The 14330-nt window shown below is 64.0% G+C and carries 12 protein-coding genes and 1 pseudogene; 5 read left to right on the top strand and 8 right to left on the bottom strand.

Features of this window, described 5'->3' with window-relative positions:
- Positions 1–151: 151 nt before the first annotated feature.
- From ACZ7L5_RS42725 to ACZ7L5_RS42710, 4 genes are all read left to right on the top strand, one after another.
- The gene (locus ACZ7L5_RS42725; protein ID WP_471524215.1) at positions 152–1282 is read left to right on the top strand and encodes a selina-4(15),7(11)-diene synthase; all 1131 of its coding nucleotides are present in this window, start codon (positions 152–154) and stop codon (positions 1280–1282) included.
- The gene (locus tag ACZ7L5_RS42720; RefSeq protein WP_471524213.1) at positions 1272–2642 is read left to right on the top strand and encodes a cytochrome P450; all 1371 of its coding nucleotides are present in this window, start codon (positions 1272–1274) and stop codon (positions 2640–2642) included. Before ACZ7L5_RS42725 ends, ACZ7L5_RS42720 begins: the two co-directional genes overlap by 11 nt.
- A 162-nt stretch (positions 2643–2804) precedes the next feature.
- The gene (locus ACZ7L5_RS42715) at positions 2805–3374 is read left to right on the top strand and encodes a transposase (protein WP_471524211.1); all 570 of its coding nucleotides are present in this window, start codon (positions 2805–2807) and stop codon (positions 3372–3374) included.
- 509 nt (positions 3375–3883) lie between these two features.
- Entirely contained in the window at positions 3884–4288 is a 405-nt protein-coding gene (locus ACZ7L5_RS42710) for a hypothetical protein (protein WP_471524209.1), read from the top strand.
- 1127 nt (positions 4289–5415) lie between these two features.
- On the opposite strand, the pseudogene ACZ7L5_RS42705 reads toward ACZ7L5_RS42710, so the two are convergent.
- The 4 genes and pseudogenes from ACZ7L5_RS42705 to ACZ7L5_RS42690 form a co-directional block, all read right to left on the bottom strand.
- Positions 5416–6192 (bottom strand): annotated as a pseudogene (locus ACZ7L5_RS42705) (IS5 family transposase); the annotation flags it as partial.
- Positions 6193–6903: 711 nt separating this feature from the next.
- Entirely contained in the window at positions 6904–7095 is a 192-nt protein-coding gene (locus tag ACZ7L5_RS42700) for a hypothetical protein (RefSeq protein WP_471524207.1), read from the bottom strand.
- Positions 7096–7406: 311 nt separating this feature from the next.
- Positions 7407–7622 carry a hypothetical protein gene (locus tag ACZ7L5_RS42695; RefSeq protein WP_471524205.1) on the bottom strand — a complete coding sequence of 72 codons (216 nt, stop codon included), beginning with the start codon at positions 7620–7622 and terminating at the stop codon, positions 7407–7409.
- The gene (locus tag ACZ7L5_RS42690) at positions 7564–7923 is read right to left on the bottom strand and encodes a transposase (RefSeq protein ID WP_471524203.1); all 360 of its coding nucleotides are present in this window, start codon (positions 7921–7923) and stop codon (positions 7564–7566) included. Before ACZ7L5_RS42690 ends, ACZ7L5_RS42695 begins: the two co-directional genes overlap by 59 nt.
- Positions 7924–8301: 378 nt before the next feature.
- Between ACZ7L5_RS42690 and ACZ7L5_RS42685 the strand changes: the two genes are divergently transcribed.
- Positions 8302–8484: a hypothetical protein gene (locus tag ACZ7L5_RS42685; protein WP_471524201.1), complete on the top strand. Its 183-nt coding sequence runs from the start codon at positions 8302–8304 to the stop codon at positions 8482–8484.
- 152 nt (positions 8485–8636) lie between these two features.
- Here ACZ7L5_RS42685 and ACZ7L5_RS42680 read toward each other — a convergent pair whose 3' ends face one another.
- The 4 genes from ACZ7L5_RS42680 to ACZ7L5_RS42665 all read right to left on the bottom strand — a co-directional run bounded on the left by ACZ7L5_RS42680 (position 8637) and on the right by ACZ7L5_RS42665 (position 13861).
- Positions 8637–9242, bottom strand: a complete 606-nt coding sequence (locus ACZ7L5_RS42680) for a TetR/AcrR family transcriptional regulator (protein ID WP_471524200.1) — start codon at positions 9240–9242, stop codon at positions 8637–8639.
- Positions 9243–9558: 316 nt separating this feature from the next.
- Positions 9559–10446 (bottom strand): putative RNA methyltransferase, encoded by an 888-nt coding sequence (locus ACZ7L5_RS42675; RefSeq protein WP_471524198.1) that lies wholly within the window; start codon positions 10444–10446, stop codon positions 9559–9561.
- A gap of 336 nt (positions 10447–10782) precedes the next feature.
- Positions 10783–11907 (bottom strand): MFS transporter, encoded by a 1125-nt coding sequence (locus tag ACZ7L5_RS42670; RefSeq protein ID WP_471524196.1) that lies wholly within the window; start codon positions 11905–11907, stop codon positions 10783–10785.
- A gap of 211 nt (positions 11908–12118) precedes the next feature.
- Positions 12119–13861: an LCP family protein gene (locus ACZ7L5_RS42665; protein WP_471524195.1), complete on the bottom strand. Its 1743-nt coding sequence runs from the start codon at positions 13859–13861 to the stop codon at positions 12119–12121.
- Positions 13862–14330 lie beyond the last annotated feature (469 nt).

Below are 14330 nucleotides of genomic sequence, written 5' to 3'. Positions count from 1 at the left end.
AGTACTGAAGCAATCCCGAGGCGAGACGCCGAGTTCACAGGCCTCTTCTCGTGATCACCATGCACCGTAGTTGACCAGGCCGAGGTGCCTTACGACCGTGTGATCCAGCAACTCGCCCACACGGCGGCACCCGAGGGATGAGGAATCCGCGTTGGCGTCCGAGCTGATAGTTCCGCCCCTGTACTCCCCCCTCCCCTCGGCGATTCATCCGCGTCACACCGAAATCGATGCGGGGACCATCGCCTGGGCCGATTATTTCTGCATCGGCTCACGGGACTTGCGCGATCGTCTCGTCAAACACGACATCGGGACATTCAGCGCCAGAATTCTTCCGGACGGACGCGAGGAGGTCGTCCTCCTCCTCTCCGACTTCGTCCTGTGGCTCTTCGGCGTCGACGACGGGTACTGCGAGGAAGGCGAACTCGGGCAGCATCCCGGGGAGCTGGCCGGAGTGCTGCACCGCCTGACCCGAGTGGCGCAAAACCCCGAGACGTCAATGCTCGACGATGATCCGCTCGCTGCCGGATTGCGTGACCTGCGGGCACGGGTGGACAAGTACGGCACTGCGGACCAGGCAGCACGCTGGGTGGACGCACTTCGCGAGTATTTCTTCTCCGTGGTGTGGGAGGCCGGACACCGTCGAGCGGGAAGCGTCCCGGGTCTCAACGACTACACCCTGATGCGGCTGTATGACGGCGCAACCTCCGTCGTGTTGCCGATTCTGGAGATGGGCCACGGCTACGAGCTTCAGCCGTACGAACGCAGCAGCCGCGTTGTACGTGCGGTGGGCGAGATGGCCTCCTTCGTGATCACCTGGGACAACGACATCCTCTCGGACCACAAGGAGCGCCACGCCCCCGGTTATCACCTGAACGTACTGCGGGTTCTCGAGAAGGAGTACGGTCTCACGGCCGAGGAGGCGCTCAACCTGGCCATCGCGCAGCGGGATCGGGTGATGTGCCTGTTCATGGGGTTGAGCAAGCATCTGACCCACGTCGGCAGTCCTCAGCTGCGCCAGTACGTCGCCAGTCTGGCGCACTTCATACGCGCGGCTCAGGACTGGGGAATCAGCTCGGTGCGCTACACCACTCCGGAAAATCCGGCGAACATTCCGACCGCGTTCACCGATGTCCCCACCGACGACAGCCCCGAGCCGCTGGAGATCCCGGCGATCTCCTGGTGGTGGGACGTACTTCCGGAGGCGACGTCGTCGGCGATAGCGGAGGACCGCAACACCATCCCGCGCAGAGAACGGAAGCAGAGGTGGTCGCGTGTCGGGTGAGACGCTCCCCGTCCCCAAGGCCCCTGGAGGGCTGCCACTGCTGGGTCACGCCGCCAAATTGTGGCGGGACCCACTGGGCTTCCTGACATCGCTGAGAAACAGCGGCGAGCTGGTGCGGGTCGACCTCGGCACTATGCCCATGTACGTCGCCACCAGCGCCCGGATGGTGCACGAAGTGACGGTGCGACAGGCACGTCACTTCGAGAAGGGCCGGCTCTTCGACCGGGTACGGCCGCTGGTCGGCAATGGGTTGGCCAACTCCAATGGGGACATCCATCGCGCGCACCGCCGGCTGATGCAGCCCCTGTTCCATCCGACGCGTCTCGCGGCGTACGCCGACATCATGAGCAGGCGTGCCGAGGGACTCGCCGAATCATGGGCACCGGGGCAGGTAATCGCCGTCGAGGAGGCCATAAGCGCTTACACGATCGAAACCCTGGCCGAGACCATGTTCGCAACCGATCTCGGGCATGCCGCTGTCGAGGCGGTGCGGCGGGACTTGCCCGTCATCCTTAAGAACATGCTCGTCCGTGCCGCGTCCCCCCGGTTTCTGGACCGCCTGCCGATCCGCCCCAACCGGGCGTTCGACGCGGCGGCGGCCAGAATGCGCAGCGTCATCGATGACGTGATCGTCGCGACCCGACAAGCAGGGACGTCGAACCGGCATGACCTTGTGTCCGTACTGCTCGCAGCTCGGGACACGGACACGGGTGCGTTCCTCACGGACGAGGAGGTGAGGGACCAGGTCGTCACGATCCTCTTCGCCGGCACCGAGACAACGGCGTCCACAGTGTCCTGGGCCCTCCTGGAACTCGGCCGTCATCCCGAGGTGGACGAGGAGGTGGTGGCGGAAGTGCTCGAAGTCGTGGGTGACCGGCCGGTGACCCACGAGGATGTCCCTCGGCTCCCTGCCGTGCGCCGGGTTCTGGACGAGGTGATCCGACTGTACGGCGTCACATTGCTGATGCGCCGTGCGACGTCGGACGTCGAGCTCGGCGGTCACTACGTCCCCGCCGGATCCGAGGTGGCCTTCAGTCTCTACGCCCTGCACCGGGACCCCTCCCTCTTCAAGGATCCCGACAGATTCGTTCCCGACAGGTGGCTGCCGGAGCGGCGTGCCGGTTTGCGGCGCGAGGAGTTCGTACCCTTCGGCGCGGGCAGCCGGAAGTGCATCGGTGAAAGCTTCTCCTGGATGGAGGCGACCATCGTGCTGGCTACCGTGCTGCGCCGTTGGGCCCTACGCCCCGTGCCTGGGCATACCACTCGGGCCGCGGCGTCGGCGATGGCCCACCCGGATCATGTGCCTATGAGGGTTGAATCTCGCGACGGAGCGGCCGCCCGTCGGAATGGCGTTGTTTGACCGAGCGGCCGGTGCACGAGTGCCATGATCTCGTCTGCAAAAGTCTTCGTACCACCGGCTCCTCCCGGTTTCGGCGGTCGCGTCACACTCACTCTCTCGCCGAGTTGAACGTGGCCGGCGAACTGGACTGGTCCCGCGCATGTGTGGACGGCTCCCACATCCGTGCGAAAAGAGGGAGCCGACACCGGTCCGTCGCCGGTCAACCGGCTGAAGACGGGCAGCGAACACCACCTGATCTGCAACGGCCGCGGGACCCCGCTCAAAGTCATCACCACCGCTGCCAACGTCAACGACGTCACTCAGACCCTCGCCCTGGCCGATGGCATCCCGCTGGCGGCCGGGCGTCGCGGCCGACCACGCCGCCGCCCCGATGCGCTGCTCGGCGACAAGGGCTACGACCCCCGCCCTCACCACGAGGAGCTGCCCAAGCGCCGGATCCTGCCGGTCATCTCCCGCAGGGAGACCGAACATCAAAGGCTTGGGCAACTCGATACGTCGTCGAGCAGGCTTCGCCCTGCCCCACCATGTTCAAACGCCTCGCAGCCCGCTCAGAACGCCGGACCGAACTCCACGACGCCTTCGGCTCATTGGCCTGCGGCCTCATCTGCTGGCCGCCGGCATCTGGGTGCAGTCGCACACCAGGTCCCACGCCCGATCGAGTTCCAGGACAAAGTCGCCCGTGAAAACAGCGAGGTCGTCCATGATCGGGACTTCGATCTCGGCAAAGCGTAGGACGTTGCAGCGGCCTGACAGTTCTGCACCTCTGAACGTCTCTCGACCTCGTGGAACGGTCCCGATTCCGGCGACGTCGCCACACAGACCACGCGCATCCAGCCCCACTTCCCAACACAGGGCATCGCCCGCGATTCAGGGCCACGCTCCCACGCTTCGCCACTACATGACTACCGGGGCTGAGTCGCGTGATCGTGTTACGAGCTCTTAGGGTCAACCAGGTGATCCTTGCACGAAAGTCTTGAATGGGTTTTAATCTCGGTGAATACGCTTGAAATCGGACGCTGAAGAGCTAGCGGACCCCTTTCCTGGCTCCTGCTTGCGTTTCCTGTCAATGCCATACACGTAGGAGCAACCGCATTTCTCGCTATGGCGCAAAGACGCCAGTAGGTGCGCATTCATCCTTACGGCCTGTAAGATCACTCGCGCATGCTCACGAACCCTGCGAAGCGAGGCCAGAAATGCCTCGTTTCGCTATCTGGCAAACGATTACTGAAAGGTGAATTTCCATGCGTACAGACGTGCGGCGAGTTATTACTGGGGTGGGCTCTGTGCTGGCCGCAGCAACCCTTGTCATCGGGGTTACAGGGGCTGCGCAGGCCGCCGATCCGAATTTCTCGGTGGGGACAAAGGCGCAGCCTGGCTACATCGAATGGGCGGGCGTGGCCACCTTCATTGGCGAGGGAGAGCACTTCCGTGTGGTCGACAACAGCGAAGACAGTGCCGGTGTCCGCGGGCAGGTATTCGTCAACGGCACGCTCGTGAGCACGGTGACGAACACGGGCGGATACGGTCACACCGAATCGGTAGACCTCAACATTCTTGATGACGAGAGAGTAACCATTAAGGTTTGCATTTCGAACAACGGAAGCATTGTTAGCGGCACCTGTCGCGAAGTTAGTGGAAATGCGTAACAGCGATCCGTAAGCTTGCGCGAACCAAGTTCTTACTCATCCCCTCGCTGTCCCAAGGAGCTCGTAGCCATCGATAGTTGTCTAGGTGCCCTTCGGTACATGAGGTCGCAGGCCCAGTGGACATGGTGTCGTAGTGTTCGGGCAGCTTCCTCTGCGGAGAGGGTCGTTGAACTTGATGGAGCAGGGAGAATATCTGCTCGATGGTGTCGCGGTGTTTTTCTGCCTTCCCTGGGCGTGCCGCGTACCGATTGACGGCGAGGGGGCCAGCGTGCTTAACGCGGGTCCCCTCGCCTCCACAGGTTCACAACTCGGTGGCCCGGGCGAGATTGCCAGGACGCGAAATCAGGGCAGCCGGCGGGTTGGTGCCAAAAAAGCCGCTTGGGTGAGAACTCTGCATCGGTGAGGATGCACCTGTTGCCGGAGCGGCTAGATGACAAGGCGACCGTGAACAACTTCGTACCCGCCCGTGACCCTCAGACCTGAATCCGTCCTGGGCGCCAAGGCGTACGACTCCCGAGCCGTACGGCGCGAGCGGCAACGCCACCTGGATCAACGCCGTCGACGCCGCCCAACTACCAGGCTTCACCGGCTTCGCACTCCACCCGCTCCGCGACCTCGACGCCGTGACCGCCGGACTCACCCTGGAAAGAGCTCCGGCAGCGTCGAGGGCGCTGTGAACGCATAAAGAAAATCAAGGGCCAACCCTACGGACGAGACGCATTCGCACTACTCCGCAAGATGATCCTGCTTCAGTAGCTCACACTGGCCCCTGCCTAGGAACTGCGCCAGAGCAGAGAAAGCCACGTCGCTCGTCTTGAGACCCTCTCCGAATGTGCTTTTTGCAACTGCGAGATGATCGAGGCATGAGCTTCCGTGTTTATGACAGACGCGTCCGCGACCGCGATGTTCCCTTCGTGCGACGCCACCGAGCCCTGAGGGACACTGCGGGCTGCTATTACCCGCTCGGATTCGACGGGACGTGAGCGTACCTAAGCACTGCGGGCGACGTGAGGAACGACGAGGCCGCGCTGCTGCGTGCACTGGAGATGCTGGAGGCAAGCCGGGCGGTGTGGCTCAGAGAGCGTTTTGTTCCGGCGAGATTGTTTGGTTCGAGGTTTAGGTGTCGCCCAGTCCAGGGTGCATTCGCGGGTGAGACGTCGGCTTATAGGTCGATCATTGCGACGTGGATTATGGCTTCGGAACGGTGTGGGTGGGTTTCATAGTCTCGGGCGAGACGTCGGTGATGCATCAGCCAGCCGAAGGTTCGCTCTCCGACCCCACGCCGGGGGATCACTTTGAAACTTTGGCGCCGGAGTAATGGTGCACGTTCTCGACGTCAATCCCGGTCGGGCGCCGTGGTCAATTGCCTAGGTGCGGTAGCCGGTGTCGGTCCGGCTTTGACACGGGGGCTGTTGGTGGCGATCTGGCACAGCAGGTGGGTGCGGCCGGTGTTGTCGAAAGACGCTGGCGGCGGTCACCAGACGGGCAGCAGCAGGCCGAGGGTGTCGACGCCGATGTGGCGCTCGCGGCCTGCAGTTTTTTTGCCTGCGTCGATGCCCTGACGCCGACCGCGGGCACGTTGGCGGAGGTCTTGACGCTCTGGCCATCCAGCGCGCAGGCGCTCGGTTCCGCGTCACGGCCTTCTGCCTCGCGCACAAGGAGGCGCAGCAGGCCGTTCAGCCGACTGAGGATATCTTCTTTCTGCCAGGCGGCGAAGTACCCGTAGACGGTTTGCCATTGCGGGACATCGTGCGGGAGGTAGCGCCAGGGCATTCCAGTTCGGGTGACCGGCCGAGGTCCAATCCTCTGCCGCTGCGCTCGGCCCGCCAGTGCGCAAGGACGGGCTCCAGCAGCTCCCATCGAGCATTGGCCAAGTCGCTCGGATACGGTCGGTCGCGCTCCATGTTTCGGTAGTACCGTCAGGCACGCCACCTGCCCAGGACGCAAACAGCGCTATTCGGGGGCGCCTTGGAATCAGGCAGAAGCGAACCGCCTGTACCGGACCGGTTACTCAAAGCCCTGACCCACAAGTCCCGTGAGGCACACCGGCCCCAGAAAACTTCATCCCGAGCAACCCGCGAACCGGTACCAAACAACCTCGCCGGAACAAAATGCTCTTTCAGCTTGACTCTGTCGGGCAACTTGGTGTCGGCGGAGCAACTGCGCAGGGTTCGCCGGGACTTCGGGCAAGGGATCTCGCGCTGGTCGAGGTAGTTCTGGAAGGCAGTCGGCTGGCAGGGTGTGGGGGCTTCCTCAGCCGGTGACAGTCCGCCGCTGCGCTCGATGTTGACGGCGATGGCCGGCAACACGTGCTGGACGTGGACCTTCCCTGTGCTCGGTAGCGGCAGCGCCGCCTGCCGTGTCCGCGAGCGAACTCGTTGACCCTGCCTGCCACTCCGGAGCGAACCGCGTATCGGGCCTCCCACTCGGGCGTCTACTGTTCGACGTGGACGCGGAGTTGCAGGTCACGGAGCTCACGTGAGGGAAAGCCCACGGTGCGGGCGCTGTCGGCGGTGCTGGTGCACTGCGTGCGTGCCGGGCAGGGACGAAGTCGATATGGAAGTTGTCCCGGGCGAAGCCCTCGTTGCGGCGATGCTGGTGCGTGGGGTTGCTCTTCAGCGGTCCGGAGACGGTGACCTGGTGTTCACGGGCAGCTTGTTCCAGGTGGGGCGGGGCAAAGAGGTGTAGCCGGCGTCGACCAGGTGCTCGGCGGGCAGCAGCCCGCGACGCGCCAGGCGGGTGTGGATGCCGGGCAGGACCTGGCTGTCGTGGGTGGTGGCCGCGGTGGTGGCGACATCCGTGATCACGTTGGGACCGTCGGCAGCGCAGGTCTCGGTTAGATGAGCGGTGAACCCCTTCCAGCTGATGATGCGCCCGTGCCGTGCGTAGCGGGCCAAGTCGTAGGGCGAGACGATCGCCCTCGACGACGGCGGCAGACCCGCCCCGTCTTCCTTCTCGGCGGGGCGCCAGCAAAGGTGCCCAGCAGCATCACAGTGATGGTTCCGCATCATGATCTGTCGCAGAGCCTGAAGACGAGGACCGGACATGCGGTCCGCTCCGTACCGGTAGAGCTGTTCCAGGAGCCGGACTGCATCGTTTCCGGTGGCAAGGATCCTGGTCATGGGCTTGGTGGAGTTCTTCCCCAGGCGGACCGGCCGACCGTAGCGGAGCCCCGGGCCTCGTCGATCAGCTCGTCGAGCAGATGAGGGGAGATGCTGGCGACCTCTTCGAGTGCGGCGCGAACCGCTTCGGTGATCAGCTCCAGGCGGTTCACGTCACGCACCGCGGCCAGGACGTGGGTGGAGTCGGTGCGCTGTATGGTGCGCTCGGACACCAGTCAGGCCTCCTTGAGACGGGCAGGTGCAAGGTCGGCACGGGCCGTCTTCAGCGAGACGGTCACGGAAGTCGGCCAGCACGCTGTGGTGGAATCCGGGATCGACCAGCCCCAAGGCCATCGCAATCTTGATGCGGCAGCGGACCGCCTCGGCGGCCTGCCGGTCCGACAGGCCGAGCAGGAACTGCAGCACACAGACGGTGGCCAGCTGAGCGGGCGAGAGCCCGGACGTCCGTCCCTGGGGTACCAGTCCGCGAAGCCCTCGTCGCGCCACAGTCCGTCCAGCCGGTCCCGCACCCATTCGCTGTCGTGCCACCTGGGTTGCTCGCCGCGCGACCCGCGCGGTCAGAGGCGGAACGTGCTCAATGGAACGGGGGCGCCGGGACAACGGGCACCTCGACAGCTGCATCGGTCGGCGGAACTACCCGAGCATGCCCGTCGACCATGCTGCTGCACCGGAGAACTCCAAGATCCCCGACAGAGTCACCCCAACAGGAGGAATCGCGCTACCTGCGCGATTGGAGATGGCCCGGCCCGCAGGCGAAGCAGGCGATGCTGGGCGAGGTCGACCGGCTGTGGGGCGTGGCGCTCGGGTGAGCGCCGTTTCCCGACGTCCCCTGGCCGGGCTGGACATGTGGCTCGCTGGCTGCACCTCGACCTACTGCGAACATCGGCGAGCGTGACACTGACCGCCGGAACATCCTCGTCACCAACCTTCCTGAACTACGTCGGCACGTCGCAAGGTTCGGGATTTGCAGGCATATCCCGCAGGGTTCGTCAGTTTCCGCCGGCTGCTCAAGCGACCGAACTGATGGTCAATGACACTGCCCGCGAGGCGTGGAACGAAGAACACGTCCGGTGAAGAGCCAGCACACCAACCGCTGCGAACGGTGACCTCGTCTCGAAGTGTTCGGACAGAGTCTCGTGATCCCGGGACTACCGCATACGCGCCGTGACCGCTCCCCAGGATCTGTGCCAGAACCCACTACTGCTCGATCGAGCCCGCCCTGCGATTCACGGCCTTGGACGCATCCCGTCCAAGGCCGTTTTGAGCACGATATCGACATACGCCGAAGTCAGAGGCCCCTCGTGGTGCAACCAGCGATTCCTCAGCGGGCCCCAGATCATCTCGATGGCCACATCCAAGTCCACCTCTGGAGCAAGATGGCCCGCTAGCTGAGCCCTGCGAAGGCGCCGCCTCTTCATCTCCTTGACAGGCCTCTCCAGCCGCTGCCGATAGTCGGCCGCTAGGGCATCGTCCCCGAGCATCTCCAAGGCAAGCACCCGCATCGGCTTACTGATTTCAGGCGTATTGAGTTCCGAAACCGTGGCGTGGAGTACCGCCTTCAGGTCTGCCTCAAGGTCACCGGTGTCCGGCAGCTCAGCCGGGCGTGTGCCGTCACTGTCCCCCTCACTGATCATGAGCAGCGCGTCAAGGAGAACCGCGCCTTTGGAGGGCCACCACCGGTAAACGGTCTGCTTGCCGGCGCCCGCCTTGACCGCAATGCGCTCGATCGTAAGACCGGCGTATCCATCTTGCGCAGTGAGCTCCAGGGCGGCGGTCAAGATAGCGCGCCGGGCGGCTTCGTTGCGCCTAGGGCCTTTGCGCTGCGCGTTCATAAGCATCACACTACCTGCAATGCGAGACGCTACGAATCGTCTTGTATGTATCAAGGCGAACAACCGAGATGGCAGGCGTTGTGCGCTGAGCCTCGGAGCCCAGCCGGTTATGGGACCGTCGCTTGCCCTCGGCCAGCTACTGGTCCGCGTCATCCATGGTGTAGACCGCTCCAACTCCATACGGGACGGCACACTCTGCTTCCGGGCAGTGGGCGCTCAACAAAACGGCCGCACGGCTCTGCCTCAACCGAACAGCCGGTCAAAGCACCTCTCAGGCCTTGCGGGGGCGCAACGGCGGTTTCCGTTCCGATGTTCCTCAACTCCCTTCACCTCCGCCTCCATAGCGCGCTGATTGGTTCGACAGAGGCTGGTAGGTGGTGGCCAGCACGGAGACGGTGACCTGATCGGGCATGAGAGCGTCATCGATATCTGCACTGTTCAGGTGGCGTGCACTCGGCGTCATTCCCAACAGGTCGAGGGCCTCCTGTCTGGTCAAGGAAGCTACGTACTCCACCTTCTGGCTGCCAGTGGCTTCGAAGAAGGGACCCAGCGCCTGACGCAAGCGTTGTTCCTTGGCCGGATCCACGGTAACCATGGCGGGCAGGCTCCCCTGCAACTCGGCCAGGTGTCGCACGGTAGGACGCACCACAATCAACCGGCCGGTCAGACGCAGCACTCGGTGAAACTCGGATGGGTTGCGGGGAGCGAAAACGTTCAGCACCACATCGGCCACCCCGTCGGCCAGAGGGAAGGAACGGAAGACGTCCCAACTTGCCGCAGCGGCTCGCACATGGGCTCGGGCCGACGAGCGCAGCGCGCGCACTGAGGTGTCGAGGCCCAGACCACAGGCGTCCGGCAGTCGGTCGAGTACGCCGGCCAGGTAGTAGCCAGTGCCGCAACCGACGTCCACGACCGTGCCCTGATCGGGCAGGACGTCGGCCGCCAGGCTGGCCAGGGCTTGGCGGATGGGCGCGTACGTGCCGGTTTGCAGGAACCGTTCCCGCGACTGTGCCATGGCCGCGTCGTCTCCGCTGGTGGCGCGGGTGCCCGTCAGCAGGCTGACATAGCCTTGGCGGGCGATATTGAAGGTGTGACCCGCCGGGCAGCGCAGTGCACCAGGTTCGGGGCGAAGGCATGCGCAGCACGTCGGGCAGCGCAACAGGTCAAGGAAGGGCACGAGGGCGGGGGGAAGCAGCGTGGGCACTAGGCACTCCTGACAACGACGAGAGGAAGGGACCGCGCGTGCAGGCCTGTTCGAGAGCTGCTGCTCAGGAAGGACAGGCTCGGTATTCAGCCGCCACATACGAGCAGCGCTGGAAAACGTGTATGAGCAGCAACACTCCAAGGGGTGCGATGCCGCTCCGCATCACCTCAACGCCTCCTGGGCACAGGAAGAAGCGGTACGGAGTGCTCACGCATGCCACGCCACGATTCCACGAGCTTCGCAGGAACCCTGTCACCACGCCGTCACGTGACCTTCCTCCGACTCGCAGCAGCCCCACGCTGCCAACGCCGCCTCAAACCGCCTATCTGGAACACATCAGGCTCGCTGCCGCCAGGTCAGCATGAAGACGGTCGCCGCCGCCGGCACTGAGACAACGCCAGCCACAGCTGTGTACCCGATCACGTCCACGGCCGGCCCACCTAGCAGCGGGGCGACCAAGTAGCCCAGGATGCCGATCTGAGACCACAGCACCATGGCCGCGACGATGCGCTGCGCGGGCACAGCCTCGAGCAACAGGCCGACGGCACCGGTATTCGCCATGCCGATGCCGGCCCCTGACACGATCAGGGCCACGATCCACACCGGTGCCGATGAGCTGGTCCCTGCCACACCGAAGCCGGCTATGACCGCCACAGTGGAGGTCATGAGCAGCCGTCGCGGTTGCCAGCGGACGGCAAGCGTCGCGCTCAGCGCCACCAACATCGATGTCGCCGCGTAGAGAACGCCTATCTGGACCTGTGTGAGTTGGGTCCCGAAGTGCAGTGGGAAGACACCTTCCAGCAAACCCAGCGCCATCACGGCAAACGCGATTCCGGCGCACGCCAGCCAGAATCCATGCGAGCGCAGTGCGCCTCGATCAGTTGTGAACAGTCCGTGCGTAGGCGGAAGTTTGCACACCAGTACGGGAGCCACGGCCACGAGAGCGAAGACCAGGTAGGCGGCAAATGGGCCACGGATCCCGGGAATCGAGCCTAGGACGGGGCCCAGCAGACCACCAACCGAATACGAGGCATAAACACGGCTGACGCGCTGGTATTCCTGACCGGGCCAGGCTGCCAATGCGGCGAAGGTGATTCCGAGCCAAAGGCCTCCCGACCCCAGCCCCATGACCAGTCGTGACACTGCAAAAACGATCAGAGTATCGCCGAAGACGAAGCCCAAACAGCCAGCGGCGGCGAGTAGCAGTCCCGTCACGATCAGCCGCGCCGGGGTGCTGCGGGAGGCGGCAAACCCGGCCACTGCAAATCCGGCGACCATGCCGAGGGGGAACGTGGCGACCAACAGCCCCATCACGGTGGCACTGGCCCCAGTTCGTTCGGCCAGACCCGGCAGCACCGGCGCGATCAAACTGTACCCGGCTCCGTCCAGTACCCCCAGCCCCAGCAGCAGGCCGTAGACCCTGGCAGTAGGTATCTGCGTTACCCCTACCGGATTCCTCATTTCCATGTCTCTCCGTCAGAATCACGCCACGGCCTTCTAGGAAGAGCTGCCCGTGATTCACCTCAGCACGGAAGGACGCGTTGGCCCCCGATATGGCTATGACCCTTCATCTCAGAGTGCCAGAGACGCAAGGGAATGGCGTATTGACGCCATTGCCGACGGTGTGCGTTGTATCACCGTGAAGATCTGATCGTTCTCCAACTCATCGGCGTCATTTAGCGCAAACCTTCTTGTCAGCCTCGACCTTCTGCACCCCGTCAGGAACCTTGGCCGGAGCGCTGAGGGGCACTCCCGCGCCCAAGAAGTCGGCACCGAGGGTCAGCTTCATCGCTTTCAGAGGATCGGCGTCCACTGTGCCGGGCTTGAGCGCCGAGGCGGACAAGCCCATGAGATCAGCGAGCTTGCGGGCTTGGTCGGCCTGGTTCGGCGCATACTCCAGCTGCGTCTTGGCGACATCGCCGGGGGCATTGCCCTTGTTCGTCGAATGAGGAATCCTCTCCTTATTCTGGAGCCAGTCCAGCGTCGTCTGAGCAGAGCCCGGGGGAGCGCCGCCGTTGAACACGTCGACGCGTACATCGAGAGCGTCGGCCCGAGCGCCCTTGAGCCGCTCTGCCTGCCTCTCCGTGGTTACCTTGCTCTGCTCGACCTCCGTCAGAGAGACGTCGTCGCGGACCATGGCAAAGAGTGCGTCGGACTTAGGCTTGTCCAGAACGACAGTCGCTTTGACTGTTTCCGCTGGGTTGTCCAGGACAGGGACAGTGGCGAATGTCAAATTCTTCATGTTGAACTTGCCTAGTTCAAGGCCGAGATCCCGGAGCTTCCAGATGTCGCTGATCGCGGAGTCGACTGTCAGGGCCTCGGTTCCGGCCTCCGCCAGATTGAACAGCTTGGTCGGGCTCGTAAGGGTGTCATTCGACTTGAGCTTACGCATGAGCGAACTCAGAAACTGTTGCTGGCTTTTGATGCGGTCCAGATCGCCCTTGTTCCCGAACGACTTCCGGGTGCGGACGAACGCAAGAGCGTCCTCTCCCTCGATGATGTGCTCACCGGCCGGTAATCTCAGCTTTGATTCCTTGTCATCAATGTCCTTGCCAAGGCAGATGGGCACTCCGCCGACCGCGGAGGTGAGAGTCTTGACCGCGTTGAAGTCGGCAACCATGAAGTGGTCCGGCCGGACTCCGGTGATCTTGGTGACAGTTCGCATGGTGCAACTCGGCGTGCGGCCGGCCTGACCCAGGCTGACGTTGAAGCGAACGCCTTGTTCTCCCGGAATCGTCTTCGTCGACCCGTCGTCCTGCGCTGTCGGGCAGTCCGGTACATCCGTGATGAGGTCCCGTGGAATGCTCAACGCCGTCGCGTTCGAACGGTCTTTGGAAACATGCAGGAGTACGGTCGTGTCTGCGTGCCCGGGACTGTTCTTGTCGCCGTACTTCTCGTTTCCTGCCCCGACGCGCTTGTCGGTACCGATCAGCAAGATGTTGATCGGCCGATCCTTACTGAAGCCGCCAGTACCGGCGTTGTCGTCGGGGACAGAATGGAGGTTGGAGCTCAGGTGCTCAAGGTAGAGGTATCCCGCACCCGCCGTCGCAACAAGCAGGAGCGACAGGATGCCTCCGCTCCAACCCAGCACCTTCTTCGCCTTGGACCTGGCCTTTCGGGGGCCGACGTGCCGGGATACTCGGGCGGCCGAGGCATCGACAGATCGCCGGCGCCGGCGCTGCACCCCAGTGCCCCTTGCAGCCGGTCTTCCGCTCCCGCCTGATGCGCCCCTACCAGTCCCCGAGTTTGCGGCTTCGTGCGGGCGACGGGCCCTTCTTGCGCGAGTAGCGCCGGAGGAGGAAGTTCTCCGCTGCGGAGCATCCAGTCGCAGTTCATAGTCGCCGGTCTGCGGGTTCAGTACCCACTGGTCGGCGGGATCTATCTCGTCCGCTTCCCCTCGGCTATGTGCATCCACGGTTACTGGTGTCCTCCGTCGGTGCCATGCGAGGCGCCCCTGGTCGGCAGCGCTCGGTCTTCCGTACCAGCATCACTACACGGTGCCGACTGGACCGGTTCGCCTCACACTATTCCGCCCAACACAGCTTCGAACAACGTCGGCTGCACACATTCCATGTGGCCAACCGCGGCCGGTTGGCCACAGTGCCGACCTCATTTGCGTCAACGCTGCTGCGAACCGGCCTGCCCTGACGACTTCAGCACCCTCAACGCAGAATCCCGACCGCGGAATGCAGTGTGTTCTAGAACGTAGGCTAGCACCCTCATGTCACACGGCTCATCGACAGCAGTGTCGAGTCCGGAGCTGAGCCCCAACAAGGCCCTCGGCCAGTTGCGCTTCAACGAGGCCGTGCAGTCGCTGTGTTCGGTGGCCGGGGAGCACCGCGCCCGGATGGCGGAGCGGCTGGCGGCGGAGACCCCCGAGATCC

It is taken from the genome of Streptomyces sp. NPDC107528, assembly GCF_055639295.1.
The sequence above is the reverse complement of the archived record's forward strand: the minus strand, read 5'-3'. Positions and strand labels throughout refer to the sequence as shown.